Source organism: Cyclobacterium qasimii M12-11B (assembly GCF_000427295.1).
Classification (GTDB): domain Bacteria; phylum Bacteroidota; class Bacteroidia; order Cytophagales; family Cyclobacteriaceae; genus Cyclobacterium; species Cyclobacterium qasimii.
The window spans coordinates 1-506 of the sequence record NZ_ATNM01000103.1 but is presented as its reverse complement, the minus strand read 5'-3'; the positions used below and the strand labels follow the sequence as shown (position 1 = coordinate 506).

1 protein-coding gene is annotated in these 506 nt (G+C 55.3%); it reads left to right on the top strand.

Annotated features, from left to right (window positions below):
- Positions 1-47: 47 nt before the first annotated feature.
- Positions 48-506, top strand: a 459-nt coding sequence (nusG, locus tag ADICYQ_RS31215) for a transcription termination/antitermination protein NusG (protein ID WP_498366131.1), incomplete at its 3' end; no start/stop codon positions are given.

Below are 506 nucleotides of genomic sequence, written 5' to 3'. Positions count from 1 at the left end.
CGTCATCCACTCCTACGCCGGTTTCGAGAAGCGCGTCAAGCACAACATTGAGAACCGTAAGGTATCGATGGCTATGGAAGATTCTGTTTTTCCAGGTCGAGGTACCGATGGAAGATGTTGTCGAGATCAAGAACGGCCAGCGCAAGCTCGTCAACCGTGTTCGCATCCCCGGCTACGTTCTGGTTCGCATGGACCTCAACGAAGACAGCTGGTCGGTTGTTCGTCACACCCCAGGAGTTACTGGCTTCGTCGGCAACGCGCACAACCCGGTTCCTCTTCGCTTCGAAGAAGCTTTCAATATGCTGAAGAGCCTTGTTGAAATCGTCGAAGCTCCCGCAACCAAGGGTTCGTCCACCAAGGGCAAGACCGCTGCGCGTTCGATTCCCGCCGAGATCGACTTCGAAATCGGCGAGACCATCACGATCAAGGAAGGTTCGTTCGCGGGCCTGCCAGGTTCGATCAGCGAGATCAAGGCCGAGAGCGGAAAGCTCATCGTTTGGTTTCAC